Below are 23,630 nucleotides of genomic sequence, written 5' to 3' on the forward strand. Positions count from 1 at the left end.
TTCTCTCGGGGAGCGGCGGGCCTGTTCGCGCGTCAGCGCTGATCGGACGATGATCCGCTACAGCTTCAGCCGCCCTCCAGACACGCCTCGGCCCGGTCGATTGCGCGATCGCGCCAACGATGGGCTGCATTTCGGATACCGCCGGCCGTTCGACTTGCTGCGGCGGGAGGCTCAACCGGATCTACCGGGTTTGCCGGGAGGATGGCTCACTGTCCGCAAGCGACGAGCCCCCGATATGCTGATGAAGGTCAGCCCAGTGCTCGCTGGTCGCTGGACTTCGTCCACGACCAGTTCGCCAACACGCAGCGCTTCCGCATCCTCGACATCGTCGATGACGTGACTAAGGAATGTCTGGCGCCATTCCGGATACATCGATCTCGGGACGGCGCGTCGCCCGCGAACTGACGGCGATCGTCGCACGACGCGGCAAGCCAGGACTGATCGTGTCTGACCATGGCGCCGAGTTCACCGGCAACGCCATGCTGGCCTGGAGCAAGGACCGGTTATCGACTGGCACTTCATCGCGCCAGGAAAGCCAATGCAGAATGGTTTCATGGACAGCTTCAATGGTGGGATGCGCGATGAGCTGCTCAACGAACCTCTTTTTCGATCTCAATGATGCCCGTCAAGAACGTCCGGGCTTGTGGGCGCTGGAAAATTCATGCTGGGAAAAATCGCAATGTCGGTACCCCTGTGGTCCATTGAACGTAAGGTCATATGTCCGCCGCTGCATGGTCCATATCTTCCGACACCGCCTTGCTGGCGAGCTTCTCCGGTCCGGCGCGACTTTGTCAGAGATCGGCCAACTCCGAAGCGAGAGCCATGTCGTAAGCGGCATCTTTGACGAGGTAGAAATCCAAAGACTCGCACACTGACCCTGCCGCCGCTGGTACGCATCCAATGACCACTGCGCGATTCGCAACGCGAGCGGGCCAAGCGTTTGGAGACAAGGATTTGGAGACAACTACCAGCATGAGGCGCGGCGGCTTGCCGAGTTCGTCTCTTTGATGGCGAAGAAGGCTACGACCATCAGCACGAAGCTCGCCGTAGCCTGGCGTCTGCCACTCGATCGGCACGCATCATAGCCTTGCGATTAACCGCCGTTTGCGGTTTCGCGCGCCACGTCGCGAATATCGTGCCGGGAGCAGACATCTTGCTATCCTGCGCGCCGCGCCAAGCTACATAAGCGATGCGGAAGATCGGGGCCTACTGGGTGAAATCTTTGTTGTCGATTTCGAGCAGCGCCTCGAGTGCGATAATCGTATCCTTGTGCGGAAAATCGTCGGGCACCTCCCCCCGGAAGCCTTGAGCGCAGTGCAGCCACGTTTTCCGGCGGTGAGGCAGGCGGGCTCGGCTTTCTCGCCACATGCGTCTATTCCTAGGGCGATGGGGCTGCTGCGCCTTCCGGCGCTGGCTCCGCTTGCTTCAGGCGCTCTAGGTAGCCGCGTGCGCGCGAAATCACCGCCTCGACCACTGTGTCCAGGACGGGATCGCCGCCGGCAGGCATGGCTTCGACCGCGGCCTTGGCCGCCATTGCATGTTGCGTCACGGCCTGAGCAATCTCGGAGACGCGCCGGATCGTCTGCGCTGGAGAGAGCTTGCAGTCGGTGGCGAAGCGCTCCCAGTGGTTGCGTCCGAGCTGGTCAGCCTGCTTCTGCCCGCCGATCTTCTGCGCCATGTTGCGGGTGATCTTCGGATATGGCGCCGCACAGACGATATCGTAGCCTGGCGCCATGGCGGCGCCGCGCGCCGATAGCATCAACGAGTAATTTTTGGCGTGAGAATCCGTGTTCCAAACCATCGGATTGAAGATTGCAAGATCGACGAAGCGGGCGGTCTCCTGTGCTGTCATGTGGCGCTGGGTCACGCCGACCATGTCGGCCAATGATGGTCCTTTTAGGCCTCTATCGTTGTTCTGGTATTTGGCAGCTGGCGGTCGGCCCAGGGCTTGGCAGAAGTCCTCCTGATGCAGCCGCCGCCATCTCTTGCCCTCATGACGCCGGTCATAGCGCTCAACCAGCAGGTAGGTACGTTCGCCTGCCGTCCCGGTCGTCACCTTCGGCGTCGGGATTCCGATCATGCGCGCGAGCGTCAGGCAGAATGCCTCGTTCTGGACGGCGCCAGGCAAGCGCTCGCCATCGGGCTTGATGATGTGGGTCGATGGCGCGCCGTCGATCGGTATGTACAGGGTGTCGCCATCCAGAGCGACGGCGAGCTTCGTCTGCACACCGGCAAGCGACATCGACACGCCATCTTCGCCGACGAGGAAGGGCTTGTGGGGTAGCTCATTGAGGATGCGCTCGAGGGAGGCCTTGTCGGGGATCTCTCGCCATTTGCCGGCGATCAGCCCGGTGCCAGGCTGTCCGACGGAGAGCGCGCCGGCGGTGTCGCGGCCCATCTCGGCAAGAAGACCGATGACATCGGCCGGCGACTTGCCGAGCATATGACCTACGGTCCCGAGAGTTGCGTTCTCCGGCAGCAGATTTGCCGCCCATGGCAGAATTACCGAGGCATCGTACGACGCCCGCGAGAGCGGCATGGTGAGCGACACAGGGAAGGCGCCGGTCAGCCCGCGCCAGGATTCGGCATAGGTGAAGCCTGACGCTTCGTCGGCGGCCGTGATCCAGCCGACCTCTCGCGTCTCAAAGTAGACCGGAAGACGGTCCATGAGGCTCCTCCTCGTCGCTGTCGGGAATGTCCGGTGTCTCGGAAGTGTTCGCGCGGCGGGCTTGGGCATCCCTGAGAACATCCTCGATGCGCAGCCCGAGCACGTTTGCCACGTGCAGGCTGCGCCCGAGCTGACAGGTGCTTTTTCCGGCCTCGAGGTCGACGATGAAGCGCTTTCCTGTCCCGCTCACCATGGCCAGCTCGTCCTGCCGGAGGCCCTGGCGTTTGCGTTCTTTCTGGATGAGGCGACCGAATGCTGCAGCGAACTCGGCGGCTTGGCGGGCGACACCGGTCTCGCCAGGAGCCTCGTTTCCGCCCGAGGGGGGAGTGCCGTTTGGAGGCTTGTTCATAGCTCTCTCGTTATAAGTTACCGAACGGGAACTTTATGGGTTGAAACAGCAAATGTCCAGGAAAAAGTTACCGATCAGGAACTTTTGTTACCATTCCAATGGAAAGAAAGGATAAAGTTACCGGGCGGGAACATTTACCTCAAGCCAACGGTGAGCGGCCCAAAAAGTTACCGGTCGGGAATTCTGCTCCCCGAGCACTGGGTTCCTTGAAAAGGAGAATCGAGACGACCGGCGGGAAAATCCGCGCTAATCTCCGTCGAGCGAAGCATGTTCCTTAGCGTCCGCTCGGTGTCGAGCGGCGCTGCCGGCCCCACAACGATCTCGGCGATGTTGTAGGCGGCGGCAGCTCATCGTGATCGGGACGCCGGTTTGATCTTGCCACAAGCTGACAATTGCATTGCGCGACCGCGCTGCCCGCCATGGCGTTGGGACCCCGGCTAAGGCCGAGGTCGGCATCACCGAGGACAAGATCAAGTGTCGATCGGCAAGACGATCATCGCTGCGCGTTTATGGAGACGGCACCAACTGACAGCTTACCCTCAGCAAAATCAGCTGCCGCTGTGGCGTGCAGCCTCGCCGAATCGAACACCGGTAATTCTGAATGTTCCGGGCCGATGAGAAGCCCAATCTCCGTGCAGCCGAGGATAACGGCGTCGGCGCCCCGTGTACGACCGCGCGCGATCATGTCGATAACTTCCTGGCGCGACAGATCAGAAACAGTGCCGCAGCACAGGTCATCGAAGATGACATTGTGGATCCGGCTCCGCTCGCCCTCCCCCGGTATGACAGGTGAAAGGCCGAAGCGCTGCCGCAGGCGATCACAATAGAACGGCTGCTCCATCGTATAGCGCGTCGCAAGCAACAGTGGTCGCTTGAAGGAAGCAGCGAGAAGAGCCGCAGCGGTCACATCGACGATGTGGATGAGCGGCACACTCAGCTCGGCAGCAACAATGTCGGCAATCACATGCATCGTATTGGTGCAGATCAGGATGCAGCTGGCGCCCGCGTCAACCAACTGCCGGGCTATCCTCGTTAAATAAGCCGCGGCTTGCTTCCAATCTCCTGCGTTCTGAAGGGTGACGATATAGCCGAAGTCAACCGAGCGCAGCAAGATGTCTGCCGAGGCGAGACCGCCGCGGCGCTGACGGACGATTTCATTGATTTCCTTGTAATAGATGGCCGTGCTTTCCCAGCTCATCCCTCCGATCAGCCCAATCGTCCGCTGCACTTTGAGATCTCCACTTCATTGCGAAGGTGGCACAGGTTTACCGCGCTTTCGGCGGCAAAATCTCGGCGTTGTTGCAAAGCCGCCTGGATGCATAAGTGTATTCCAGAGCCAGCCGGCGTGCACGTTCGATGAGATTTGCGGCAGTGCTGTGCCCCCCATCGATGTTCTCAAAGTAAAAATAAGATTGGCCGAGCGCAGCGAGCTTCGCGGCGGCCTTACGGCCGTGCGCAGGATGCACGCGGTCGTCCTTGGTGGAGGTAAAAATGAAAGGCTCCGGGTAGGTCTTGCCCGGTACCAGCATTTGGTACGGCGAGTAGGCTTCGATCCACTCTCGTTGTTCGGGAATGGCCGGGTCGCCATACTCGGCGGTCCAGGACGCGCCCGCGCCCAAGTAGGTGAATCGAAGCATGTCGAACAGCGGCGCCCCTATGATCGCCGCGTTGAAAAGCTCGGGGCGCTGGGTTATTGCGGCGCCAACCAGCAGGCCCCCTTGGCTGCCGCCGATCACGCCGAGCCGGTGCGGACTTGTGACTTTCCGACGGATCAGATCGTCGGCGACCGCGATAAAATCATCCCATGTCTTTTGCTTCGTTGCTCCCTGGCCAGCCCGGTGCCATAGTGGACCGAACTCGCCGCCTCCCCGCAGGTTGGCAACGACGTACGCATTGCCCTGTTCGAGCCATAGCCGACCCAAAGCTCCTCCATAGGAGGGGAGAAGCGGAATCTGAAACCCGCCATAACCATAGAGAAGCGTCGGGGTCGAGCCGTCAAATCTGGCGCTCCTGGGCCGCACCAGAAAGTACGGGATCCGCGTGCCATCGCGCGAAGTCGCCTCGAGCTGCTCCACGACATGCTTCGATGCGTCGAACGTCGCAGGTGCCGTCTTCAAAAGCTCGAGCCGTTTGCTTTCGACATCAAAGTACCAAAGCGATGTTGGCGTGAGATAGTTAGAGACGGTAAATGTCGTTTCATCGTTTTGCGCGGAAGTGGCTGATAGGCTTACGGTCGCATTCTTCGGCAGCGGGACTGGTGTGGCAAGCCAGGCACCTTGATCGTACCTGTAGACGAACGCCTTGCTTTGAAGGTTATCAAGAATGGTCAGGACCAGGAAATTCCTGGTGCTGCCAAATCCGCTGAGTGCCTGCCGGCAGTTCGGCTGGAAAACGACAGAGGGTTTCGCACGCAGCGGATGCTGCTTCCATTCGGCCAAATCATACGAGATCATTGAGCCAGCCTTGAAGCTGGTATCGCCGGAGCGGATCCAGTCTTCGTCCAGTCTCACAAGCAGCCGGCCACTCGCGATGCCGACGATCAAGGCCTTCTTCGGCAGATCGAGCTCGATCGGCCCGGCGGGCCCGAACAGCACATACTGCCGCTCGAAGCCGTTGATTTGACGGACCACGCCGGTTACATCCATCCACCCTTCACCAAGCACAAACGGCAAGGTCCTGAAGTCGGTGTGCTGGCCGCGAAAGACTTCGCGCGCCTGATCGAGCGGCTGAGCGCGCTTGAGTTCCTTCAACACGAAAGGGAAGCCGGCCTCGGTCGCGGTCCCCTCGCCCCAATCACGTGCAACAAGGACGGTGTCACGATCAATCCAGCTGACGCTCTGCTTGCCCTCGGGCAGTTGGAATCCACCTGCAACAAAGCTTTTGGCTTCGCTGTCGAACTCGCGTATCGACACGGCGTCCTTGCCACCGTCGGAGAGTTTGACGAGGCAGCGCCGCCCAAGGCAGCTGCGACCCTTGTAGACCCAGTTCTTGTTCTCGGCGAGAGCGAGCGCGTCAATGTCCAGGATGGTCTCCCATCGGGGATCCTGGCCGCGGTAGCTCTCAAGCGTAGTGCGCCGCCAGATGCCGCGCACATGGCTCTCGTCTTGCCAGAAATTTTCGAGACCTTGCCGTTGCAGCGAAACGAACGGAATCCGGTCTTTTGCCTGGAGGATCGTCAGCGCGTCCCGGTAAAAGCGATCGTAGCGAGGATCCGATTGCAGCAAGCCGAGCGTCTTTTCGTTCTCGGCCTGTGCCCAGGCCAATGCGCGCGGTCCCTCGACCTCCTCGAGCCAGAGGAACGGATCGTCCACTGGAGTCGCACCAGACTGCCCATGGAGCAGCGCGACCGTGAAACACATCATCGAGAGCAACGCGGCGCGCAGAAGGGACTTCTTCATTTGGCTTATCCTCGGACCAGGCACGCAGGCCGAGCCCACAAGTTCTTGCGTGTGGGCGAAGGTAGCGAAATTCGTGTTGCGACCGTGCACGCGCTGTGTCGCGCCACTCGCAGCTCGATCTGTGCAAGCAGCATGCCGCCGACAAACAGCAGGTTTCCGCCGCATCGTGCCGCATCGCCATGCCAGTTTCCCGACATTGGCTCTGAAGTGACAATCAGGTGTCCGCCGAGTAACGTTTCGGCATCACCCTTTGAGGCCGCCGGTTCGACCGCGGAACCGCATCAGCAGTGCGAAATTGCGGCGGGGCTGCTTCTCGCTTGCGTTCGGACAGAGGGCGTGTGAGCTCTTAGCGGCCTGAGTGTTGGCGGCCTGATTTGCGAGCGGGCATCGTGCGACAAAGAAGAGCTCGTTTAGCAGTAGCCAAATCGCCGCCAGGAAAAGGCCGTGTTCATGGCACACCTGCGAACGCCGATTTGAGGATGTCGCAACACGACACTACCAGCTTAATTTCATTGGGACGCTGAAAGGCAACGTGAAGTGAGGGCCAATTTATCTATCTCCTCCAAGCGCAGGGATTTCGGGATGCGCTGTGCTTTTGCGCCTGAGATAAAGGACACGCGTACGCGATCCACCGGAGATAATTGCCGATCAATTCCATGTAACGGCACCACCCCAACGCGTGCCGTGTCGGGCCAGCCGCGCGCCTTTGTATGATGCTGACGAGTACTGGCGCGGGCGATCTCGCTCTACATCTGCGAATTCCGATTGAAGGCTTAGAAGTTAAGTGCCGGAGTGGGGATAAGGTTTTCCAGGCTTCCAGCTAGATCGCCGTTCTCATGACTTCCATCAGCCGATCCTGATAGTTCTGATCGACCGGGATTTTAGAGTTTGCGTGTTGGAGCGGTTCGTCGAACGTTGGGCGGAAGAAGCCCTTTCGGATACCCCGATGATCCTGATTGTAAGACCGCGCCGGGCCGGCGCGATCCGGTCCGCAAGACCGCCGCCCCCGACCGTAGAAAGGCCAAACGCCCAGCGCGCCGTCAAAGGCATCGCCCGACGGGGTGCGAGAACCCGCTTTGCAGAGAGCAGTTTCCGGAGGCGAGTCGGATCAGCCAACCCGGAGATCCTCAGCTGACATCTTACCCGAACGCCCGGCCTTGAGCTGATAACTTACCCGGGCCCCCTCTTCGAGAGTGGTGTAACCGGCTTTTTCGACGGCACTGATGTGCACGAAGACATCGGGACTTCCGTCCTCAGGCCTGATGAAGCCATAACCTTTGGTCGAGTTGAACCACTTCACAATACCCATTGCCACGGCAGCATCTCCATAGTGAACCGTTGTGATCTAGCGAAGAGTCTCCCGGCCATCAAGAGGGTCGGCAAGAGACGAGTCGCTGCGCTAGTCACGTGCTCGTTTTTCACCGCGTGGTCTAGCTGAGGCCGCATTGTGCAAGCGACTAAAGCGTCCTGACGTCGACGACAGTTCGCCTCAAGGCTTCTGCCCAGATGACGTTTGACCTTCGCCTCACTCGTCGTGCGCGACCGGCTTACAGAAGGCTTGCGGAGCCTCGAACATGCCGCGCTCATCCTGAGCCGGCGGATCGTTTTCATCGACGTTGAACAACAGGGCGGTCGTGAACTCCTTTGCGCAGCCTAGAGCAGGATTGTCAATCCGCGCATGCCTGTATTGAAGCTACCTGACGTGCTTTGAAGACGGCCCGCAGGGCTGCGCTTTGGCTGTTCGCCTTCGGATGTCAACCGCACGTCGAGTCCCATCGAACGAGCAGGGTCTGCCGAGACAATCCTGAATAAAGCGCATTTGGCAAGTTATCCGCTCGTCATGTTGTATTTGGGAAGCCAGCAAACCCGCTCGGCAACTGTGGAGCTTGTTCAAAACGGTAACTACTGACGAACTTCCTCGCGCCGCCGGCGGTTCATCAGCCTCTCGCCTTGGGTTCGATGAATTCAGCTGAGCACCGTGAAGAGGTTGAGATAACCGATGGTCTCTATTTGTCTGCTTCGATCAGCCCGTCCACCGACTTTACTCAGAACAAAGCCGCCTCGATGCATAGGTGTATTCAAGAGCCAGTTGACGCGCATCTTCCATGAGAATGGCCGCGGCGCTGTGTCCCCCGTCGATGTTCTCGTAATAGAAGTAAGGCTGGCCCAGCCCGGCGAGCTTCGCGGCAGCTTTGCGGCCATGCGTTGGATGCGCGCGGTCGTCCTTGGTGGAGGTAAGAATTAAGGGAGCAGGATAGGTGTTGCCCGCGACCAGCTTCTGGTAGGGCGAGTAGCGTTCGATCCACGCACGCTGCTCGGCAATGGCGGGATCACCGTACTCGCCGATCCAGGCGGTGCCGGCGCCCAGTTTGGTGTATCGAAGCATATCAAGCAGCGGCACCTGGATGATCGCCGCGTTGAAGAGCTCGGGACGTTCGGTGATTGCAGCGCCAACGAGCAGGCCGCCATGGCTGCCGCCAATGACTCCTAGCCGGCGTGGACTCGTGATCTTGCGGCGGATCAGGTCCTCTGCAACGGCAATGAAATCATCCCATGTCGTCTGCTTCGTTGCTCCCTGCGCCGCTTGGTGCCATTCTGGACCAAACTCGCCGCCCCCGCGCAGGTTCGCCACGACATAGGCATTGCCCTGTTCGAGCCAGAGCCGCCCGACCGGTCCCAGATAAGAGGGCAGAAGCGACTCCAGGACACCGCCATAGCCATAGAGAAGTGTCGGAATTGTGCCGTCAAACCTTGCGTTTTTCGGCCGTACCAGAGAATAGGGAATTGACGTGCCATCGCGCGAAGTGGCTTCGAGCTGCTCCACGACATGATTGGACGCATCGAGGGCAGCCGGTGTCGTCTTCAATTCCTTAAGGTTTTTGCTTTCGGCATCAAAATACCAGACTGAGGTTGGCTGAGATAGCTCGAGACGGTGAACATGGCCTGGTCCGCTTCATCGGAGATGCCTGACAGGCTGACATATGCATGTTCCGGTAGCGGGATCGACGCCGCCGACCAAGCTCCCCGATCGTACTTATAAACGAACGCTTTGCTCTGAACGTTCTCAAGGATCGTCAGTATCAACAAATTCTTTGTGGCGCCCCACCCGCTCAGGGCCTGGCGGGGCCCAGGTTGGAAAACAAGCGATGGTCTGGCGCGCAGCGGATCCTGTTTCCATTCGTTGAGGTCATACGAGATCAGCGATCCGGCGGTGAAGCTGATATCGCCCGGCGGCGTCCAATCTTCATCAAGCGTTACAAGCAGGCGACCACCCGCTAGGCCATTCATCGCGGCCTTCGTCGGCAGATTGAGCTTGACGGGTCCGTCGGGGCGAAAGACCACATACTCGAACTCAAAAGAGCTGATCGCGCGGCCCGCGCCGGTCGCATGAATATTGCCCTCGCTGTCACGAAGCACGAAGGGGGACGTCAGAACGTCGGTGGGCTCGCCACGAAACATCTCGCGAGCCTCACTGAGCGGCTGAGCGCGTTTGAGCTCCTTCACCACAAAGGGGTAGCCGGCTTGCGTCAAAGTCCCCTCACCGCACTCCCGTGCAACAAGGAGTGTGTCACCATCGACCCAGCTGACGTCTGCTTGCCCTCTGGGAGATAAAAGCCATCCGCAACGAAGGTTTTGGCGTCGCAGTCGAACTCTCATATGGACGCGGCATCCTTGCCGCCATCGGAAAGACTAATCAGGCAGAGGCGCTGTTCAGGCGGAAGGCAGTTCGCACCTTGAAAGACCCAGTTTCTTTTCTCGGCGACTGCCAAGGCGTCCACGTCGAGGATGGTCTCCCACGTTGGATCTTGACTACGATCGCTCTCAGGCGTGGTGCGCCGCCAGACGCCGCGTATGTGGTCCTCGTCTCGCCAGAAACTCTCCAAACCGCGCTCTTCCGATCGAACATCTGCGATTTGATCGTTGGACTGCAGGATGGAGAGCGCCTGTTCGTAGAAGCGCCGATAGTGAGGATCCGACTGGAGTACCCCGAGCGTCTTCTCGTTCTCGGCGCGAACCCAAGCCAACGCGCTTGGCCCTTCAATCTCCTCGAGCCAAAGGAATGGGTCATCAGTCACCGCCGCATCCGTTCGCTTGTGTGAAAGCGCCGTGCGCAGGCAATCGAAAGCAACGTGGCGCATAGGAGTGATTTCGTCAGGGACTTGCTCCGGCCGAGGTCGAGTGGCCACAGTCGCGGGCCCTGGCGCGTCAAGCAGAAGCGGCGGAAAGCACGCAAGCGCATGACGTAGCGCGGCTTACGCTGTGTCGCGCCCCCTTATTGCAAGCTGCGTGCCGGCTAAAGAGTCGTGAGTTTCAGCCGTTCGGAGCTGCACGACCCTGTTCGGTTGCCGACATTGCTTGCCAAGCGGACATCACAGCGGGTCGGCGAAGCGCCTGCCAGACAGCGCCAGCGTCAAAAACCGGGACGCAGCGATGCTGCTTTCCTCCGCATATGAGCTTGCGCCTTCTCGCTGGCGTCACCGGGCAGACTTGTCGACGGGCATCATCCCCACGAAGAGCAGCGCATTGATCAGAAGCCAGATCGACATCGGCAAGGGTGGTATGCATGGCGACCTCCTGGTCGTTGACTGCAAGCGTTGCCGATTTGGACGAGCTTTGTCCTCGCGAAACCCACAAGTCAAGCCGATAGCTCGGTTCGTTGACTGATTGTCGAGAGGATTGCGCTCGAGCGAAGAGAGTAAAAACGCCCTAGAAACGGGCTAGTTACGCTACGTCTTGAGATTGAGCCAACAATCAACAACAAGTACAAGCACCAGATCAGGTTCTTCGGCGCAACGGCGAAATGAAGCTGGGCATGAGCAGCAATTGAGGGAGCTACGGTCCAGCTTAAACGATCCTGATCCACCCGGCGGGGACCGACGCACGAGCCGTGATCCTCATCGAAGCCCTATTGCACAAACGAGATCAAGGGCGAGATTTTCGGTCGAGAACGCCCGCTCCGACCAGATCACCCGGGCTGGTTCAAGGCTAGTGCAACCCTCAGTGCGAACTGTTCCGTAACGGTGCTGTTGCGGCCCAGAACAAGCGCCGCTTTCCGGGCGGAACGATCAACGGGCAGCAGCGCGCCGGCTGCCGCCGCCACCACCCGCATCAGCGTCGTTTAGAGATACAACCTGAGTTGACTGCATCGCCCCCTTCTGATCATGGACCACTCGCATGATGTCTTGATTTCCTGCGGCCCTGCGCCGCGCGCAAGAACCGCGTCATCGCCCTGGATTGCTCCTCCGTCCTGCTATAGAAGCCTCATCCGCCGTGCTATGCTTTTCGCGGTCAGTCCTCGCTGGCACCGAACTCTTGTCCGTGATGACCATCGCGTGAAGCTGCCGGCGCCGGCAGATCCCAGAGTCTGTCCTGTGTATGCTTCAGTGGAGCCGCTAAAGCCACAAAGGCCAACTTCACGTCTGCATAGGCAGCCTCCTTCAAAGCGGCATCAGCGGGATCGATGTCGTTATAGGCGGTCAGCGCCGCGGCATAGTTTTGGTACAGGGGCATTTGAGCCTCGTTGGTCCATCCGAGACCGAGATGGTGGAACTGATCAGCCGGAACGGTGATGCGGCTCTTGTCCAGCTCCCGGAGGTAGTCCGCCGACCAGTCGTGGATGGTATAGGATTCGATCTTATCCATCATCGACCGCCAGCGCCTGACACGCTCCTCAAGCGGCATATTGGCCGCTTTCGAAATGGCGGCTGCGATTTCTTCGGGATGGTTTGGATCCACCAGCAGCGCCTCGTCCTCGTTGAAGTCTTCAGCCGCCCCAGCAAACTTCGATAGTACCAGAACGCCGGGATCCTTCGGATCTTGGGCAGCAACATATTCTTTCGCTACCAGATTCATGCCGTCCCGCAGCGGCGTGATGACACCTACATGTGCCGCGCGGTAAAGACGCGCGAGTGCAGCCTGGCTGAACGGGTCATTCGTGTAGTGGATCGGCCTCCACTCCTCTGTGCCATGCTCGGCATTGACATGGTTGATCGCATTCTCCACGTCCTCCTTGTACTTTCGATACTCGTCGACGTCGGCGCGCGAGGACGGCGCGATCTGCAACAGCGATATGCTGCCCGGCTCGACCGCCAATAGTTGGTTAAATGCTTCGACGCGTTTGTCGATACCTTTCGTGTAGTCTAGGCGGTCCACGCCGATCGCAAACCTCGCGCCCTCAAAGTTTTGCAATAATGACGAGATTTTTTCTTGCTCTGCGGGCGAGAGCTCTGCCGAAAGATACTCTGCGAACTGCCTGGGATCGATACCGATTGGGAATTTTTGAAGTCGCGACTGCCCACGTTCCGTGGTCACGACGCCATCCTTGCTCTCCAGCCCGAAATAGGTTCGCAGGCAGGCCGAGAAATTGTTCAGATCCCGGTTCGTCTGAAAGCCGAGCAGATCGTATTCCAGCATCGACTTCATCAGTTCGCGATGATTGGGTACTCGCTCTATCATGTCGGGCGTCGGCCACGGCGTGTGCAGAAAGAAGCCGGTCGGCCGCTCGATGCCGAGCTTTTGCAGATCGCCCCCGAGCGGGAGCAAGTGATAATCATGCACCCAGAATGCGTCCCGATCCCGCAAGTCGAACGCCGCACGCGCGATGAAGTTGTTCATCTGTCGATAGCTGTCGTATCCCTCTTCCGCGCGCGACATCCGGTCGGACAGGGAGTGTAATACCGGCCACAAGGTTGAATTCGAATAATCTCGATAGTAGCCGCGATGGTGCGCGGCCGGAAGATCGAGTTCGGCCACATGGCCTTCGCCAGCCTTCACGAGTGGCAGGGGCCGCTCAGTCCCGTCGCCGATTCTCCGAGGAGAACATCCAGACCGCGCCGGAACGTTCGACGACCGACTCGAGGGCTGCGGCAAGTCCGCCGGTCTGGGGTTTATTGGGGTCGAACGGCGCGCCGCGGTTCGAAATCACGACCAGCTTCATGTCGGGTTGCTGGTTTACCGAGCGATGCTCCGCGTCGCCCGAGGCAACAGCATGAGAAGGACCTGCACCTCCTTCTTGCTCCTGCTCCAACGGTATCTCGTCGAGGTGCAGGGCGAAGGCCGCTTGGGCTGAGGTTTCATCTTCCTGGGTTGCGCCTGATGTACCGCCGGAATCCACCGTTGCGGTATCGAGCGCGTCATGGATTCGAACCATCTCGTAACTCCCTTTGGCCGCAACTTTCCACTACGCTAGGATGCCGGGTCTAGCTTTCCGAAAGCTGACCGGTCGCCGAGCTAGATAGCAGGATCGAAGGTTCTGGATGACCAGCACCGCGCATCACTCTCCAGCCGCCCCCCGCTAATCAGACGCACTTTGTGCGGCCAGCCACGGTGCTGATGACAAGATTTGCGTGGTCAAGTGGTCGATCCTTCGAAGTGTCCTTGGACGTTCTTCCGCTCATCGCAGGAATGGTGGTGCGCATGGCCATTCATGTGCAGCTGTGGAGCGCACCAGATGCCCTCGTCCCGTGGCACTCTTTCGCATAGGAGTCATCTCCACATCGCCTACGGTGCCAGCTTGGTGCTGCTGAGAATCCGATCATCATGTTGGGGCATCGCAAAGAAAGGTCGCAAGTGCGGCATCGCGCCTGGTCGTGATCTACAGCTAACGCAGAGGTGAACCGCACGATCGTCGTCGGTGCAACAATTGGTTGCCGTGCGACGGACAGATGGCGATCATTAACCGGCGGCCTCGCCGCCTGCTGCCGGACAGCCTGCGCCGCTATGGCAGTTGTTGCCAGTTCTCGACACCGGCGACGGCTTCCTGGTCGACGTTGCGGGTTGTTGCCCAGGCGGATTCGGATTGCGAAGCCGGCTGGGCGGCAGCTTCGAATTCCGGAAACAGCCGAACTACGTTCGAGAGGTCAGTTGTCGGGCTTAACGGCCTAAGCGTGTGTCTTTGAGCACGTGCTCCTCCAGTGGGAGCACATCGCACGACAAGGTTGAGATAAATGGTCGGGTTCAGATCACTCGAATTCCGGGCACTTGCCAGGAAAACGCACGAAGTATGGCACTAGCCATTGCCGCGCGAATAGCTCGGCCGGCGTCTGCCGGCGAAAAGACTGGGCAAATTGATCGATTGCTTCGGCTTCGTCCGAAGAAGGGATACACCACCTTTGACCGGAGCGCGAACGCCGAGGACTTTTCAAGACCATGAACCTGCTACAATTTTCAGCGACAACCCTCAGCACGATGATCGTTCCAGCGCCGGACTATATAATGAGGTCCCGTGCTGGGCAGGACTACACCGACTAGCTTCTTGTTTAGCCAGTGGAAAGCGTGTCCTACAGGTGACAGCGGCACGTCGCGACGACCTCAGATGCTATGCTCCGAAATCAACACCAGCGAAGATCTGCTGATCGCGGAGTGCACCTTCACAAAGGAGAGCCCGGCGTGAGTAATTTTGATCCAGCTTAGCCTCGCCGTCCAGCAACTTGGGAACCGCGCTATTCGTTCCAGGGGCACTGGCGGATGGCCCGAAGTTCTTCCCACGCGGCGGCGGAAGCGTGAATTGAGAAATCGATTATTTGGAAAACCGGCAATCTCACTTTTTGCTTAAGTTTAGTTTGGTTGTGAACGCGCTGGTTCCTATAGCTATACCTATCACGCACACAAAATATCCGAGAGTTGCCTTCATTGTCGTCGGCTCGCCAAACACAACGTACGCCCAGGCCGCCGTAATCACGGGAGTAAGATAGATCAGCGTTGCAACTTCACTCGCCGCATTTTCCCGTAGGCAGAACCAGTAAAGTCCATAACCCACGGCGGTTGAGATAATTACGAACCACAGGACGACAGTGGCAAATTGCGCCGTCATGTGAGGAGCGAGTCTTCCATCCAGAACGGCGAAGGGGAGCATACAAAGCGCTGAGACCGCGCTTTGTACTGCTAATGCAGGAAAAATGGACATAGAGTTGGAACTCAGCTTTGAAATAAGCGTCGCCAACACCAGACATAGACTAGCTGCTACCGCCAATCCATACGCCGAAAGCGGGGCATGCCCTGTTGGCCCTCCCGTTGCAAGTGCTACGCCTGCAAGAGCAATCAAGGACCCCAGCCACTTTCTGGCAGAAATCTTCTCGCCTAATACAGGCCCAGCGCAAATTGTCGTTGCAAGAGGCTGCAATGCACTTATCAATGCTGCCGTTCCAGGAGGCAGGCCTGTTGCGACGGCCTTTACTGCAAAGGTGGTGGAGCAGAACATTGCTAAGAAGCCAAGACAGCTTTGGTTCGCAACGTCGCGGAGCGCCACCCCTCGGATCAATGTCAAGCCCAGCCATGGAGAGAATATGACTGCAGCTATTGCGAACCTCCAGAAGAGGACCAGGTAAACCGATTCTCCGCCATTGATCATCCGTGCACCGATGAAACCTGAGCTCCAGGCCAAAACAAGCCCGGCCTGTACAAGAACCTTCTTGACACTTTTCACGCCTGGAATCCTCCCAGCGATAGTTTTGTTGTTAAATGATCGCTCAGGATCGGCTATGTTGGCGAAACGATTGGAAAAGCCAGCGAACATCTCGGCGCCCATAAGTCCGCGTAAGCATGGTTGCGTTCGCAGGTCGCGTTCGTCATCGGCGTGGGAACCACGTCAAGAACATACGAGCTTCAGTGCCGCTCCGCGAGCATTCCAACGCATCAACATTTGTAGTGTCCTCGGCTGAAAGCATGTTTCGCGGCTAGGCTCGCCTACCTCGCTGGAACTAATGTGGACTCACGATCTCGTGTCGGATCATCGCGTCTAGTTGGAAGGCTTCCGGCGGACATGCCGAAAGCCTTCTTGGGTGTTTAACGCTGATCTATGGAGCCGTTACTTTTCTCCTTTCCCTAGTTCGCAAGATCTACCAGTTGCGCTGAGCGCGCAGCAGCAACGTCAGTCTATTCTGATCCTTGAGTTCGTACACAGTACCCGGCTTAGCGATATTGGCTTGCTGCGGCAGCGTCACAGTGCTTCCGCTCGCGTACTTCTGGTCGAGCACCATGTAGGAGAGTTCAGCCGAGAAAGTCAGATTCCTGACGGGAGTCCAACGCGTAACTGTACCAAGAACGGCATAGTTGAAATCGGGATTACAGCCGGAACCGCCGCTTGACAACGCGAGGGACGTGACGAACGTGCCACAGACGTAGCCCTTGGCCGTGTTGTTGTACCGCACAGCCGTCCACGCACCGTAGATGGCACTACTCCAATGAGGATCCCAATTGTGGGTGTACGCGCCGTTAAAGCCGTAGCTCGTGGTCAACTCCTGGCCGGCGCCAGTTATGAACACAGAGTCAGAGATGCCAGCAAGCCCGATGCTTTGGTAGGCTCCCGAAAGTCCGGTGCCACCATACATCGCGTAGGTGGTCGACTTATAGCTATCGAAGTTGTAGCGGCTCGCGCCGCTCGTATACACGCCTTGGATGTTGACGGTGTCACCCGGCCCCGTCGGGACGTTCTTGATGGACAATGCCAACTGACCGGCCCAGCCCCACTTGTCACTCGGATTGCCGGTGACTTCGGATGCGCCATAATATGCAGCATGGTTGTCATGTGCAGCAACCGACGCCTGAAAGAGGCCCCAAGCCTGGTCAACGCGCACCATACCGACAAGGTCTGGTGTGCGCGAACCGCCGATGTCGTTGGCACCGTATGCGCCGACGGCTAGACCGCTGGCTGTCGCACCACTCACGTTCCAGACATTGCTCGTGTAATTGGCGACTTGATCCTGGACTGAGAACGAAGCCGTGACTCCTTGACCGAGGTCAGCGGTGTAAGTGAACTGGTTCACGGGCTCCCAGCCGCCGCCGCCAGGCAGTTCGATGTTGTTTCCGGGATATCCCGTCCAAGGCGAGCTGAACTGCGAAGCCGCCTTGCCGAAAGTGAACCCAGCGAACTGGATAAAGGCGTCGTAGACACCAAGGGAACCAGCGCCAACCGCAGAACCGAGTGACGACGTATACGCTGTCGAACCATTCACGCCAGTTGTACCCACGCCGGCATAGGTACCTGTGGTCCAGGTAAAGGCGCCATCGAAGAAGGTGCGCACTACACCATACTCGGTCGCAGTGCGTGTATCGATAGAAAGATATTCGCGAGAACGTGTACTGTAATAGTCCGTCAGGCGATTACGAGCCCCAGGGACGCCGCTGCTGGGCATGTCATAGTGGCCGCTCGTGTTCAGTGTGGTTTCAACGCGCAGATACCCGCCCAATTTGATGCACGTATCGGTGCCGGGAATGTAATAGAAGCCGGCCCCATACAACGAGCAAATCTTCACGTACTCGATTGGCCTGGCCTTCCAGGGAAGATCGGTTGCATGCGCCTCGACCACGGCGATCAGACCGACCGCCGAACCGAACAAAAACTTCTCCACGAACTTCATAACTGGCCTCTAAACTGTACCATCTCAAAGGCGGCCAGCAAGGCGCACCGAAGAGACCATCACCTTCGCCCCCCAATCACTTTCGACAGAAAGGGCTCTATTCGAACGCCACCTGACTGATTGAACCAGTGAACGTCGCGGCGCGGACCATTCCGCAGCTCGCATCGCTATGATGTCAGATCACCCTCGTTATCGGCGCGGAAACTGTGTAGGAAACAGACGAACCTTCACGCTCGCTCTGGCAGGTGTGCTCTAATCGTCTCACAACGGTATGCTTCGGACTGCAATCGGCTAAGAACGTATGCTTCATAGCAACGCATCTTGCGCCTCAATGAGATTAGAGCTGAACGCCGTGAAAGCATTAGCCGAGGCATATGCATGCGCACCTCCAGGCGACACCTGCCGTACAAGTCGTTTACAAATTGAACAGAAGAGGCGAAGCCGAAATTGGCTGCACTTGTTTTAGTTGGTCGACTCTTTCGCTGCAATTGCGGATCCCAAGGAGGCATACGCTTCGGAAACAAGCTTGTAACAAGTGCATGCCCTTTGCTCGAGGCACTTGCGTTCATCGATCCGCAACACGCCGCGCACCTTGCGAATAAGACGCTGTTCAGCAAACTTGTTCAGGGTCTCGGTTATCCCCGGACGAGGCAATCCCAAGACGGACGAAAGGTAGTCATGGGTAACTGGAAGAACATGAGTGTCAGCTGAGTCACTCGATAGACAGAGCCAGCTCGCGAGCCGCTTTTCGCGATGGTGCCAAACGCCACAAAATCCTGTCTGAGCGCAATGCAATGATAGCGCGTCGACGTAGCGAGATAGCTGTTCCCGGATTTGCGGACGCTCGTTCATCAGCTGACGCAAATCTTTGACGCGGATCCTGAGAGCGGTTCCAGGAAAAAGCACGACAGATTGATGCGTCGAAAGATGACCTCCCAATAGAACCGAAGCGCCGACCGCTCCCCGAAATCCTATTACCGCCGTTTCAAGGATAATGCCGGAGGTGACAATCCTTAGCGATACGAGCCCCGACTCTATGAAATAGACGTAATCAACATTCCTTTTCGGCTCTTGCAGAACGATGCGTTCTCCCAGAACGATAGGCTCAAGACACTGCCCTATTGCTGCGAGATCCTGGAGAGGCAGCCTCGCCAGGATCGCATTTTTGACAAAGGACCGCATACTTGCCCGCACGACGCAGCTGCCAGGGCGCGGAAGCATCGATAGACTGCTCTGCTCTTGGGTCACATCGTCCAACGCGAGTTAGGTATGAACCGACGGGAGTTCTTAAACTACGAGATAAGGACGATCCGCTGGTTTCCGCCTACAGGCGTGCAGAGCAAGCCCGGCCACGAAACAGATGGGCCCCACACTTGGGCCGGCGCCGTCGTCCAGAGACATGTCGAACTCCACACTTCTGTCGCCATCCGTCCACGCCTTCGAGCACGTTCTGAATGATCGTGAACCCATCGACGGCCCGCACAGAACCATCACTGATCGGCGACGTCTCCTGCGCGCCCGCGGGCATCCGGTGCGCTATGCCTTCGCACCCGACCTCGTCAGGCCGGCGCCGATCGACAGTTTTCTAAGCCAGCAGAGGGATTGATCGAGAGCTTGCATCTCCAGCTCAACCACCTTTCCAGGGGCCGACTGCGCCATTTCGGCGGCATTAATCATCCACTCAGCGGGCAGTTCCCGGAGATTTGCCCAACCAAAAATGGATTCTCCAGGCTCGCCCGTGCCGCGTCGGTCGCGCAGCGGGGCGCGATAAGACCACGTGTTCTCGAAGCAGATGCGGTCGAGCCCGAGCCTTGCGAGCTTTTGCGTCAGCTCTGCGACAGGTGCAACGCCGGAACCGATCGGCACACCGAGCAGGGTCCCCTCCTCCCCCTGACGCACAGGGGGTAATAGCACGCAATCCTTTAGATGTGCGGAGCATACCCAGGGCTCCATCGCCTCGAGGGCATCACAGGGATGCTCAAAGAAGAGCATCGAATTGACGTAATCGAACAACGCGCGGATCCAAGCGCTATTGACCGATGTGAGGATCTCCGCGACCTCGGCGCCGCACAAATCTTCGTGGTTCTCCAGGAGAATTGGAATGCCGACCCGCTCGGCTATCGGAGTGAGCTGAGATAAATTCCTCTTGGCCTCACTCACGCGATGGCGGCGATCCGGCGCACCTGTCGTGAAGGTCCTGAGGTATCCAGCTCCGACGTCAGCGGCCATGGCGAGGCAATCGCTTAGATGGGCGACCTCCGTCCCGCGGGTCTCGATGTCGATGAGTAGCCCGCGGTGATCGAGATGGCGTCGTACCTTCCGAAGGTGATCGCGTCCGCGTCCGGAGATTTCAATATAGCCCGGTAGGTGAGCTGATACGTTGATCCCGTCGAACCCGAGTTCGGCCGCGATATCGATCAATGAGAAAACGTCGAAGCCAGGTTTGTGACGATAGTGATAGCGCAGGCCGTAAGAGTGCAAGAACAGCTTGGTCATGTCCGGTTTCGAAGTGTCAGGGTCGGTTGCGGGACGCGGTGAGACGCTCCTCGCCGACAGCCCAAAGGGCAAGCAGCGAGGTAGTAAGGATGAATAGGCCAGGAAGAATTGGCGCAGGCGATCCGAGAAGAAGACCCGCCGCATTGAGTTTGATGAGTGTGCCCCAATCGCTTGCCGGAGGCTGCACACCGAGGCCCAACACGCTGAGCGCGCTCAGGAACATCAGGCACGACACGAAGCGGTTGATGAGTTCTACGGCTGCATAGGCCCGTATATTTGGCCAGACGTCACGAAAGACGAGGTAGCCGATGCCCTCTCCGCGAATGCGCGAGAGCTCCACGAACGGCTGCGCAATCACCTGAGCGACGGGCGTGCGCAGGGATCGGAACACACGGCAGAATTCGACGACGATGATGACGGCGATCAGGCTGGACGTACTCGATCCGAGGGCCGCGATCAGCACGAAGGCGACGATCAGACCCGGGATCGCGATCAGCGCATCCATCGATCGGGCGAGCACCGAGCCGCCGAAACCTCTCGACAGGCCCGTGAGCACCGCGAGGCCGAGGCCGAGACCAAAGGCGACGAATGCCGCAGTCACGGAAATGAGCATAGTCTCACGGCCAGCCGCGAGTGTCTCGGCGAATAGATCTCGCCCGAGGTGATCGGTTCCAAGAATGTGTGCCGCGGATGGTGGCTCGAACCGCTCGGCGCCGTAACGCTCCGTCCATCGCGCGTCAATCAAAGATGGTGCCATGAAGAGAACAAGCGAAAAGATCGCGAAAACGGCAATCCTCATGTGCGGCCCCGTCCAACAGAATGCGCCGGCTCGAAAGCGCTCGCCGAGTTCGGGAACGTCGTGGGAGGCGATGCCGCGTCGACGCTGATCACAGAGGAGAGCACGCGTCCGGCACGCATTTCGACCACTTCATCAGCGAGCCGCGCCACCATGTCCGGTTGATGTGAAACGAAGAGCATGCTGACCGAACGATGATCACGTACTTTGCGCAGAAGCTCCACGACAAGAGCGCCATTGGCAGAGTCGAGCGAGGCCGTCACCTCGTCGAGGAGAAGAATGCGTGGCCGCGACGCAAGAGCCAAGGCGATCCCAAGCCGTTGGCATTCCCCGCCCGAAAGCTCTGACAGGAGCTTGGGCAGATAACTGGTCGGAAGAAAAATCGAGTCGAGAACCTCTGCAGCCCCGTTTGAGTTGCCGGCCTCCCCCGCCTGACGCAATCTGCGGCCGATCAGATAGGCAATCGTCAGCGCCGGGTTGAGGTGCAACCGAACCGACTGAGGGACGTACTCGAAAACACGCTTCTCGGCGGTTGTGCGGGCCGAATAGTGCAGAGGTAGACGGCGCCCTCCGACCAAGATCTCCCCCGAGGAGTCACGGTGCTGACCAAGAAGTGCACGAAGAACTGTCGTCTTGCCTGCGCCGGACGGGCCGACGAGACCGATGCAGCTGCCAGCGCCCAGCGAAAACGAGACATCGGCGACAAGCGAACGCCCGCTTGGCGCATGCACACTCAGTCGGTCGACACGGAGCGGCACAGCATGCCGCGGCGGTGATTCGCCCGTGTTCGAGTCGAGAGGAGTAGGACGGTCTTCTGGGGCGAGCGCCCTTATGCTGTTGCGGTCTTTTTGGCGGGAAGTGGCCGCTTGGGTGGGAAGCGGTCGCTTCAGATGCCTAGCAAGGTCGATAGTTCCATCCGACAAGGCTTCGAAAAAAGCGAGCTCGTGGGTCACCACTATGGCTGCAGCGCCGATCTCTTGGATACGCGCTTTGATGGCAGTCATAACCGTGCTCTTCAGTGCCGGCTGGAGCGAACTCGTCGGTTCATCCAGCATGACGAGGCGCGGTGCAGCGCAGAACAAGCTAGAGACGAGAATGCGCTGGAGCTGGCCGCCGCTATATTGGTGCGGATAGCGGTTCTCGTTGAACCCCGGAATATCGAGGCGATCGAAGGCGCTGCGAAGCAGATGCCTGCGCTCAATGCGTTGCGAGCTCGTGTCCCCGGGGAAGGCCGCGAGTTGATCGACCACGCCACGGCTTGAAACGAGAGTCGTGGCAGACGACTGGGGAATGTAGAGGATGTCCCGCCCCCAAAGCGCCTGCCGATCAGGGGGAGCCATTCCGGTGAGTGATCGCCCCAGAAACGAGGTATCGCCACCCGTGATACGGAGATTGGGACGCTGCCAGCCGATAAGGGCCAGGCACAGGCTCGTCTTACCGATGCCCGAGGGACCTATGACGGAATAGAGGCGACCGCCCGTGAAAGTGGCACTAAGCGCGCCGATCCGGTTCACGGCGCTGTCCGAGCTTGCGATTTCTACTGTGAGATCACGTATCCGCAGCACCTCTGTCACAGCGCAGTCCTCGCGACGAAGCGACCGCTCACGAGATCGGACAATGAATAGAGCAGCATATAGATGCCGGTAATCAGCATCGCGCAGAACTGCAGTACGGGGATATCGCGCCACACAACAGAGGACACAGTAAGGTCACCAAGCCCCGCAAAGCCGAACACGACTTCGATCACGAGCACGCCCGTCAGCAGATAGGCGCAATAAGTCAGTGCGAGATTGAGGATCGATGGTGTAATCGCAGGCAATGCATAACGCAGCGCAGTTTCGCCCCGGCCAAAGCCTTTGAGCCGGGCAAACTCGAAGTAATCCTTGCGTTCCTCCGTGGCGAGCAGCGCGAGCACCATCCGCCCGACATAGGCGACCATGCCGACACCGAGACAAGCGCTCGGCAGAACGAGGAGACGGAGCTGGTCCAGGAAAGGCTGTCCCTGCGAAATGCGGGAAACCGCAGGTAAAAGCCTAAGCTCCACGGCAAACACATAGATGAAGATATAGGCGATTAGGAATTCCGGCGTGCAGATGACAATTTGCGCTACGAGCCTGAAGAAATGCTGCGTGCGTCGGCCAGTCATGAACACTCCAAGCCCTGCCGCGATCGCGACCGGAAACCACAGAAACGTCACGGCAGCGAGGGCGAGGGTGTTTTCGAGGCGAGGCTCGACAACTTCCCAGACGCCGGTGCGGGTCGTAAACGAGCGGCCAAGATCGCCGGTCAAGAAGGCGCAGAGCCAGAGGACGAAGCGTTCCACAAGGCCACGATCGAGGCCGAGGTCAGCGCGCATGCGTTGAGCGAGCTCGGGAGTGTAGTCCTGGCCCAGCAACTCTGTGACAAAATCCCCCGGAATGACTGCCGTTCCGAGAAAGATCAGGGCGGATGCGCCGATAAGAATGGCAACACGTGTGAGGATGCCACGCAACAGCAGCCACGCTTTGGCACGCTTTGAATGCACGCGCTCAGGCGCGGCGTGAAATGGTGTCAGCACTTGCACGGG

Annotated in this window: 18 protein-coding genes and 1 pseudogene; 1 reads left to right on the forward strand and 18 read right to left on the reverse strand. The window is 58.8% G+C overall.

From position 1 onward, the window contains the following. Positions 1 to 4: 4 nt before the first annotated feature. A pseudogene (locus I6F24_RS29420) lies at positions 5 to 613 on the forward strand (DDE-type integrase/transposase/recombinase); the annotation flags it as partial. 593 nt (positions 614 to 1,206) lie between these two features. Here I6F24_RS29420 and I6F24_RS29425 read toward each other — a convergent pair. From I6F24_RS29425 to I6F24_RS29510, 18 genes are all read right to left on the reverse strand, one after another. Further along, positions 1,207 to 1,368, reverse strand: a complete 162-nt coding sequence (locus I6F24_RS29425; protein ID WP_225129765.1) for a hypothetical protein — start codon at positions 1,366 to 1,368, stop codon at positions 1,207 to 1,209. A gap of 10 nt (positions 1,369 to 1,378) precedes the next feature. Beyond that, on the reverse strand, positions 1,379 to 2,749 hold the full coding sequence (locus I6F24_RS29430; RefSeq protein WP_346277012.1) for a type II toxin-antitoxin system HipA family toxin: 1,371 nt from the start codon (positions 2,747 to 2,749) through the stop codon (positions 1,379 to 1,381). After that, positions 2,643 to 2,909: a helix-turn-helix domain-containing protein gene (locus I6F24_RS29435; RefSeq protein ID WP_225129829.1), complete on the reverse strand. Its 267-nt coding sequence runs from the start codon at positions 2,907 to 2,909 to the stop codon at positions 2,643 to 2,645. Before I6F24_RS29435 ends, I6F24_RS29430 begins: the two co-directional genes overlap by 107 nt. A 601-nt stretch (positions 2,910 to 3,510) precedes the next feature. Next, entirely contained in the window at positions 3,511 to 4,245 is a 735-nt protein-coding gene (locus I6F24_RS29440) for an aspartate/glutamate racemase family protein (RefSeq protein ID WP_225129769.1), read from the reverse strand. A 37-nt stretch (positions 4,246 to 4,282) separates the two neighbouring features. Beyond that, complete coding sequence (locus I6F24_RS29445) at positions 4,283 to 6,415, reverse strand: prolyl oligopeptidase family serine peptidase (RefSeq protein ID WP_225129771.1); 2,133 nt, start codon at positions 6,413 to 6,415, stop codon at positions 4,283 to 4,285. A 1,108-nt stretch (positions 6,416 to 7,523) separates the two neighbouring features. After that, positions 7,524 to 7,730 (reverse strand): cold-shock protein, encoded by a 207-nt coding sequence (locus I6F24_RS29450; RefSeq protein WP_122406874.1) that lies wholly within the window; start codon positions 7,728 to 7,730, stop codon positions 7,524 to 7,526. Positions 7,731 to 8,456: 726 nt separating this feature from the next. Then, positions 8,457 to 9,281, reverse strand: a complete 825-nt coding sequence (locus I6F24_RS29455; protein ID WP_225129773.1) for a prolyl oligopeptidase family serine peptidase — start codon at positions 9,279 to 9,281, stop codon at positions 8,457 to 8,459. Then, positions 9,278 to 9,946 carry a hypothetical protein gene (locus I6F24_RS29460; protein WP_225129775.1) on the reverse strand — a complete coding sequence of 223 codons (669 nt, stop codon included), beginning with the start codon at positions 9,944 to 9,946 and terminating at the stop codon, positions 9,278 to 9,280. Before I6F24_RS29460 ends, I6F24_RS29455 begins: the two co-directional genes overlap by 4 nt. A 122-nt stretch (positions 9,947 to 10,068) precedes the next feature. Continuing rightward, positions 10,069 to 10,554 carry a hypothetical protein gene (locus I6F24_RS29465; RefSeq protein WP_225129777.1) on the reverse strand — a complete coding sequence of 162 codons (486 nt, stop codon included), beginning with the start codon at positions 10,552 to 10,554 and terminating at the stop codon, positions 10,069 to 10,071. 1,150 nt (positions 10,555 to 11,704) lie between these two features. Beyond that, positions 11,705 to 13,168 carry a trehalose-6-phosphate synthase gene (locus I6F24_RS29470; protein WP_225129779.1) on the reverse strand — a complete coding sequence of 488 codons (1,464 nt, stop codon included), beginning with the start codon at positions 13,166 to 13,168 and terminating at the stop codon, positions 11,705 to 11,707. 37 nt (positions 13,169 to 13,205) lie between these two features. Further along, complete coding sequence (locus tag I6F24_RS29475; RefSeq protein ID WP_225129780.1) at positions 13,206 to 13,565, reverse strand: hypothetical protein; 360 nt, start codon at positions 13,563 to 13,565, stop codon at positions 13,206 to 13,208. A 1,389-nt stretch (positions 13,566 to 14,954) separates the two neighbouring features. Next, on the reverse strand, positions 14,955 to 15,941 hold the full coding sequence (locus tag I6F24_RS29480; RefSeq protein ID WP_225129782.1) for a DMT family transporter: 987 nt from the start codon (positions 15,939 to 15,941) through the stop codon (positions 14,955 to 14,957). Between the two features lie 310 nt (positions 15,942 to 16,251). Further along, positions 16,252 to 17,772 (reverse strand): porin, encoded by a 1,521-nt coding sequence (locus I6F24_RS29485; RefSeq protein ID WP_225129784.1) that lies wholly within the window; start codon positions 17,770 to 17,772, stop codon positions 16,252 to 16,254. A gap of 462 nt (positions 17,773 to 18,234) precedes the next feature. Beyond that, entirely contained in the window at positions 18,235 to 18,954 is a 720-nt protein-coding gene (locus I6F24_RS29490) for a Crp/Fnr family transcriptional regulator (protein ID WP_225129786.1), read from the reverse strand. A 354-nt stretch (positions 18,955 to 19,308) separates the two neighbouring features. Then, positions 19,309 to 20,268, reverse strand: a complete 960-nt coding sequence (locus I6F24_RS29495) for a TIM barrel protein (protein ID WP_225129788.1) — start codon at positions 20,266 to 20,268, stop codon at positions 19,309 to 19,311. A gap of 16 nt (positions 20,269 to 20,284) precedes the next feature. Next, positions 20,285 to 21,067: an ABC transporter permease gene (locus tag I6F24_RS29500; RefSeq protein ID WP_225129789.1), complete on the reverse strand. Its 783-nt coding sequence runs from the start codon at positions 21,065 to 21,067 to the stop codon at positions 20,285 to 20,287. Next, positions 21,064 to 22,638 (reverse strand): ATP-binding cassette domain-containing protein, encoded by a 1,575-nt coding sequence (locus I6F24_RS29505; RefSeq protein ID WP_225147993.1) that lies wholly within the window; start codon positions 22,636 to 22,638, stop codon positions 21,064 to 21,066. Before I6F24_RS29505 ends, I6F24_RS29500 begins: the two co-directional genes overlap by 4 nt. Further along, complete coding sequence (locus I6F24_RS29510; RefSeq protein WP_225129793.1) at positions 22,635 to 23,627, reverse strand: ABC transporter permease; 993 nt, start codon at positions 23,625 to 23,627, stop codon at positions 22,635 to 22,637. The genes I6F24_RS29505 and I6F24_RS29510 overlap by 4 nt, the downstream gene beginning before the upstream one ends. Between the last annotated feature and the right edge of the window lie 3 nt (positions 23,628 to 23,630).

The organism is Bradyrhizobium sp. BRP23 (assembly GCF_020194135.1).
Taxonomy (GTDB): domain Bacteria; phylum Pseudomonadota; class Alphaproteobacteria; order Rhizobiales; family Xanthobacteraceae; genus Bradyrhizobium; species Bradyrhizobium yuanmingense.

Excerpts from the sequence above, each read along its gene's own strand:
- I6F24_RS29445 (WP_225129771.1), bottom strand. The coding sequence starts at position 6,415 with ATGAAGAAGTCCCTTCTGCGCGCCGCGTTGCTCTCGATGATGTGTTTC.
- I6F24_RS29485 (WP_225129784.1), bottom strand. The coding sequence starts at position 17,772 with ATGAAGTTCGTGGAGAAGTTTTTGTTCGGTTCGGCGGTCGGTCTGATC.
- I6F24_RS29465 (WP_225129777.1), bottom strand. The coding sequence starts at position 10,554 with ATGCGCCACGTTGCTTTCGATTGCCTGCGCACGGCGCTTTCACACAAG.
- I6F24_RS29490 (WP_225129786.1), bottom strand. The coding sequence starts at position 18,954 with ATGCGGTCCTTTGTCAAAAATGCGATCCTGGCGAGGCTGCCTCTCCAG.
- I6F24_RS29425 (WP_225129765.1), bottom strand. The coding sequence starts at position 1,368 with ATGTGGCGAGAAAGCCGAGCCCGCCTGCCTCACCGCCGGAAAACGTGG.
- I6F24_RS29480 (WP_225129782.1), bottom strand. The coding sequence starts at position 15,941 with ATGGGCGCCGAGATGTTCGCTGGCTTTTCCAATCGTTTCGCCAACATA.
- I6F24_RS29495 (WP_225129788.1), bottom strand. The coding sequence starts at position 20,268 with ATGACCAAGCTGTTCTTGCACTCTTACGGCCTGCGCTATCACTATCGT.
- I6F24_RS29500 (WP_225129789.1), bottom strand. The coding sequence starts at position 21,067 with ATGAGGATTGCCGTTTTCGCGATCTTTTCGCTTGTTCTCTTCATGGCA.
- I6F24_RS29430 (WP_346277012.1), bottom strand. The coding sequence starts at position 2,749 with ATGTTCTCAGGGATGCCCAAGCCCGCCGCGCGAACACTTCCGAGACAC.
- I6F24_RS29475 (WP_225129780.1), bottom strand. The coding sequence starts at position 13,565 with ATGGTTCGAATCCATGACGCGCTCGATACCGCAACGGTGGATTCCGGC.